Raw genomic sequence first — 5244 nt, forward strand, 5'->3', positions numbered from 1 at the left:
TACCGTACGAGCCACCAACGTTCAGGTAGTAACCGTGCTCTTTATCCTTGCCTGCGATGTCGCTGTAGCCCAGCGTGTTGGTGTCCAGCTTGAGGTTGCCGCTATCGGAAGCGATCAACGCGCCGTCGAGTTGGGTGTGGTTCTCGGTGCGGATGTCGACCTTGTCTTTGGCCGTGATGCGGGTCTGTTCCTCGATCCAGTTTTTGGAGCCGTTGGTCTGACCGTACCCGACCGAGCCGCTGACGCTGCCGCCAAAGCCGACCACGACAGTTGCGCTGAGGTCGAATTCCTTGCCTTCGACTTTCCCGGTGTCCGGCAGGATTGAGCTGACCAAATACGCGGTCGGCAATTGAGAAGTCTTTTGCGGATCCTGAAACCTCGCCTATTCCTTTTGCACCACTAGAGAAAACCTCTAGCTAGGGAAGGTCTGAAGTAGCCGGATGTTTTCCGGCTACCGAGTCCTCAGCACTTTTCAAAAAACGATGCATGTCGAAATTTGCTCAATTATCTTCGCTTTTCAGCTCTTTCGGCCGCTGCAAAGCCTTTTGCGGTAACCATTTCCTGCATTACACGCGCACCTCTCCTGCGCTCGCCAACAAATGTCGGCAGGCCATCCACAGGTTTGACAGGGCGAACAACGTCACCATCTGCGCGGTGTTCTTGGCCAAGCCCCGAAAGCGCACTTTTTCATAGCCAAACTGGCGTTTGATGACCCGAAACGGATGCTCGACCTTGGCGCGAACCTGGGCCTTGGCCTTCTCGATTTTGCGGATCGCCTTGTACAAAATACTGCGTTTTCCGTGCTTTTTGTAAGTGCTGCGGCGGGCGGCAATCTGCCAAATGACCTTGCGCCCAGCGTGTTCTTCGCGCTTCTCGACCCCGGTGTAACCTGCGTCGGCGCAGACTACGTTTTCCTCGCCGTGCAGCAGTTTGGCAACCTGCGTGACGTCTGCCACATTGGCCGCTGTTACTACCACGCTGTGCACCAGGCCTGACTCGTCGTCGGCGCCGATGTGAGCCTTGGCGCCGAATTTGCCATCCTTGTTCTTGGTCGAACTGGGCGCGTGAATCAACGTGGCATCGACGATGGTGCCTTGACGCAACGACAAGCCACGGTCGCCCAGATAACCATTAATTACGCCGAGAATCCCGGTCGCCAACTCGTGCTTTTCCAGCAGACGACGGAAGTTGAGAATGGTGGTTTCGTCTGGAATTCGCTCCAGGCTCAGGCCTGAAAACTGACGCAGGATGGTCGTCTCATACAGCGCTTCTTCCATCGCCGGATCGCTGTAGCCGAACCAGTTCTGCATCAGATGAACACGCAGCATCGCCATCAGTGGGTAGGCGGGCCGGCCACCTTCTCCTTTTGGATAATAGGGCTCAATCAGGGCAATCAAACCTTTCCAGGGCACCACCTGATCCATCTCGATCAGGAACAATTCCTTACGGGTCTGCTTGCGCTTGCCGGCATACTCGGCGTCGGCGAAGGTCATCTGTTTCATCATCGAAAAGCTCGGCGACTGGTGTCCGGAGATTTTGCCAAATTAGGAAGTCTTTTTCAGAGTCTCCCTAGACGCGTTGCAACCTTGCAGCCCCGCACCGGTTTTGCCATCGTTCAAGGTCTGATATTCATCTTGCACCCTTCTACGGCATGCCAGTGGGTCAGAACTTGTGATGCACTCAACCAACTCTTTAGCAAGAGCATCCACTTCTTCGCGTGGGCATTTCAATACAACCATTGGCAATGCTCGCACTTGGCTGGACTTAGTCAACACTAGCAGCAGCTTTCCTTGCAACCTCTCCGCTAAAAGACGATCAAAATTGTTCAACTGTCTGCGGTTTTCCGTCACCGAGCTATGTCCTACCCTTGTGACGAGGAACGGCAAATATTCCTTTCGGAGATAATTCATTCCGTCACAAAAGCCTTCACAAAAGCCCAGCGCTTAATAGTCCAAAAAGTCGCAAACAGAATAGCCAGAGGCCCACCAACCACATAATACACCCAAGCCGAGTCGGTCTTAAATAAAACCGAAAAAAGAGCGGATATTATAATTGCAAAAAATATACTCACACCTAAAACCATACTTAGCAAGGCAAAAGACATAAACAAAAAATAGAAATACTTATTTCTTTTCATCAGAAACCTCTTTATAGATGCTATTTCCTTTTCCTGCGAGACTATAGAAATACATACCCATCGCAGTGCCATAAGGAGTAGCCCCTATAGCTGGTAGAAAGAAGTTGTTATCCACGCCACTCACCATAACTCCAAACATCGACTTAGGCCTATTCAGACCATCAGCCAAGCCCATTTTTAAAGGAACCTTCACTAGCCCGGCACCCAGCGAAAGAGCAAAATCGGCGCTACTGTAGACAACGCCCCCCAGATTACCAGGAAGAAGGGAGAATGCCTCTTTTACAGGATTATACCCTTCACCCCCACCATAAAAGTGGTTGTAAATACCCGTACCGCCTTCTACGACGTTACCAGCGCCAAATGCAACCATCGGAGCACCGAAGACGCAACCTACTCCGCTTCCACATAAAGTATACCCTGAGGCCACACTAATCCCACCAGTTACAATAGATCCCGTTTCAGTACCCAAAGGAATAACATCGCGAGTCGCTAGATCTTTAGCGGCATCGATATAGCTATAGTTGAACAGTCCCTTCTCCTGCTGGGCATCAACCCACATAAGCTCATTACCAAGCCCTGCAACGTCAGACTCTTTTATCATACTATCTCGATATTCCGGACTAGCCCGATCATACTGTGCCCAGCACTTAATTACATAACACGATGCCTTGTCCAAATTCTCCTTAGTGAACCCTCCTTTCTTCACCTCGTCACGCTTAGCCATTTCTTCATCTTCATGGGACTGCCGATTATACATCGTGGCATTTTTAGTAATCCAGGCAGCTTTTTCAATTGAGTCCGCGTTGGCATCGTCAGATGAAGCTGCTGCCAAAACGCCAACAATTTGTGAAGCCATAGGAAGCAGAGTTTTATCGTTCTGGACCAAACTCTCCAAAGACACAACCAAGGCTTCATTGGCACCTGCAGCCAACGCACCAGTCCTGAAATCTCCGCCTGTAGCCTTTGACAGCAGTCCTCCCACCATTGCGTGAATGATGACCTTGGGAGGCATACCCTCCGCAAATTTGCCGTAGGTATAGTCACCCACTGCATTGAAACTCGCCGCCGCCAAGGTATTGAACAACGCAGTCTTGAGTGCATCACTGCCGCTGCCGCCCTTGCCAAGAGCATTACTCAGCAGCGCTGACGTCCCGTTCTGCAGAACCTGATTACCGGCAAACTGACCCACGCCTTCCCAAGTGGAGAGTTTGGCTCCAACAATCTTGCCGGTGTTCGGATCACTATGCGTACCCGTCCAACCATCAAAGTACGCAGCCGTCAGACCCGCCGTCACTCCCGAGATGACATACCCTTTTATGGCATCGGAAGAAGTTACATCTTTAAATACCGCCCCAAGGTTTCCACGGTTATTAATAACGCTGACCGTTGCGTTGGTAGCAGCACCCGCTGCAACAGCACCTGCGCCCGCTGAGAGGAACGCTGCAGTGTTGGCACTCATCGTACCTGCCGTGACTGCTGCCCCTGTGGATGCACCTACCGCGCTCATTGCCATAGGCCCCACAACAGCAGCCATGATAATCGCGATGATAATTTGCGAGGCTGGACCAAGACCCGAGTTGCTGTACTTGAAGGAGTCGTGAATCTCCTTCACTTGCCGCCAGTCCACGTCACCGCGTTTTTCAGCATCCTTGAGCCAGGCCAGTTGTGGATCGGCTTTGACCATTGCATCGATGCTCTGGGTGACCGTTTGCTGATCAACCTGCCTGATATCGATCTGCAATCCATTGACGGCTTTAATGGTTACTTCACCGGCGGCAACCAGTTCGCTCTGGCGTAAAGTCTCGTCGGTATTACCTTTACCTTTGGAGGAAACCCAAAAGGCGTTGTTGTCACTCTTCTCGTGACTCTCCTGATGCAGGTCCTTAACGCCCTCAAACGTAACCGCACCACCACTCTCGATCGTCAGGTCCTTACCGCTCTTCAGCTTCGCAGCCTGATACTTCTGATCGCCGCCGCTCGACAGCAACAGGTCGCCACCGGTAGTAATTTCGCTACCGACGTTTTTCACATCGGTCACTTCGTCACGCTGAGTTTTCTTCGCGCCGAAGCTGCCTTTTTTCTTCATGTCGTACAGCGAATAATCACTGTCCTGCGCAGCAAGAATGTCCAGATTCTCACCCGCAACCAGATACGCCTCTTTCCCAGCGGTAATACGGCTGGAGATCACGGCCAGATTCTGCCCTGCCTGCAAAGCCACACTGCCGCCCGCTTTCAGGTCCGCAGACACCTGACTGACATGATCTTCCTGCTCGGTCACCTTCTTGCTCTTGCCGTACGAATGCTGTTCATCAGCCGCCGAGGACAGGGTCAGGTTTTCCGTTGCGGCCATCGCGATGTCGCGTTTGGCGTCGATGCTGCTGGCGATCACGTTGATGTCGCGGCCGGCCTGGGCCGTCAGGTCGCGTCCGGCGCTGACTGTGGAGCCCAGTTGCGTGATGCTGGAATTACTGGAGTTCACGCCGCGTGTCTGGCCGTTCTCGGTCTGGGCCGAGTCGATAGCGACGTCACGGCCCGCGGAAATGCTCAAATCACGACCAGCCTGCAATACGCTGCCGGTGTTTTTCACGTCACGACCCGCTTGCAGGGTCATGTCGTTAGCCGCTTCGATACGTGCCGTTCCTTACGCCAGGTCGCATCATCCGCAGCGCTCTGATGGCTGGTCACGGTACGTTCGTTGATGACATCGCCGCGCAGGGCGGTCAGTGTCACATCACGTCCGGCGATAATGCCCCCGGATTTGTTGATCAGGTCATTACCTGCCAGCAAGTCCAGACGGTTGCCAGCTTCTATCAGGCCGCTGTTGACCAGGTCATTTCCAGCGGCAGCCGACAGGTTGTTGGCCGCACGCAAAGTGCCGACGTTGTCGAGGTTTTGCCCGGCAATCAGCGAGACGTCGTTACCTCTGAGCCAGATACAGCACTGGCACCAGCACCTTCTCGCCATTCACTTCGTGCTCTTCGAGCCAGACGATGTCGTGGGTCAGTGCAGCGACCTGTTGTGCACTCAGCGACACGCCCACCGCCAGGTTCAACTGCTGTTTGCTGGCAATGGCGTTGTTCATCAGGTACTTGAACTGCGCCTCGTTG

At 53.2% G+C, this 5244-nt stretch carries 3 protein-coding genes and 2 pseudogenes; all 5 read right to left on the bottom strand.

What is annotated here, in order from left to right; all coding sequences use genetic code 11:
• Positions 1–325, bottom strand: a pseudogene (locus AO068_RS23285) (hemagglutinin repeat-containing protein); the annotation flags it as partial.
• Positions 326–566: 241 nt separating this feature from the next.
• Positions 567–1502, bottom strand: coding sequence for an IS5 family transposase (locus AO068_RS23290; protein ID WP_058402436.1), 936 nt, complete (start codon positions 1500–1502; stop codon positions 567–569).
• Positions 1503–1906: 404 nt separating this feature from the next.
• Entirely contained in the window at positions 1907–2137 is a 231-nt protein-coding gene (locus tag AO068_RS23300; protein ID WP_003364653.1) for a hypothetical protein, read from the bottom strand.
• The gene (locus AO068_RS29845) at positions 2124–2861 is read right to left on the bottom strand and encodes a DUF4225 domain-containing protein (RefSeq protein ID WP_442963737.1); all 738 of its coding nucleotides are present in this window, start codon (positions 2859–2861) and stop codon (positions 2124–2126) included. Before AO068_RS29845 ends, AO068_RS23300 begins: the two co-directional genes overlap by 14 nt.
• A pseudogene (locus tag AO068_RS23305) lies at positions 2835–5244 on the bottom strand (DUF637 domain-containing protein); the annotation flags it as partial. The gene AO068_RS29845 and the pseudogene AO068_RS23305, both read right to left, overlap by 27 nt.

Origin of the sequence: Pseudomonas sp. ICMP 3272, assembly GCF_001466905.1 — a bacterium.
GTDB classification, from domain to species: domain Bacteria; phylum Pseudomonadota; class Gammaproteobacteria; order Pseudomonadales; family Pseudomonadaceae; genus Aquipseudomonas; species Aquipseudomonas amygdali.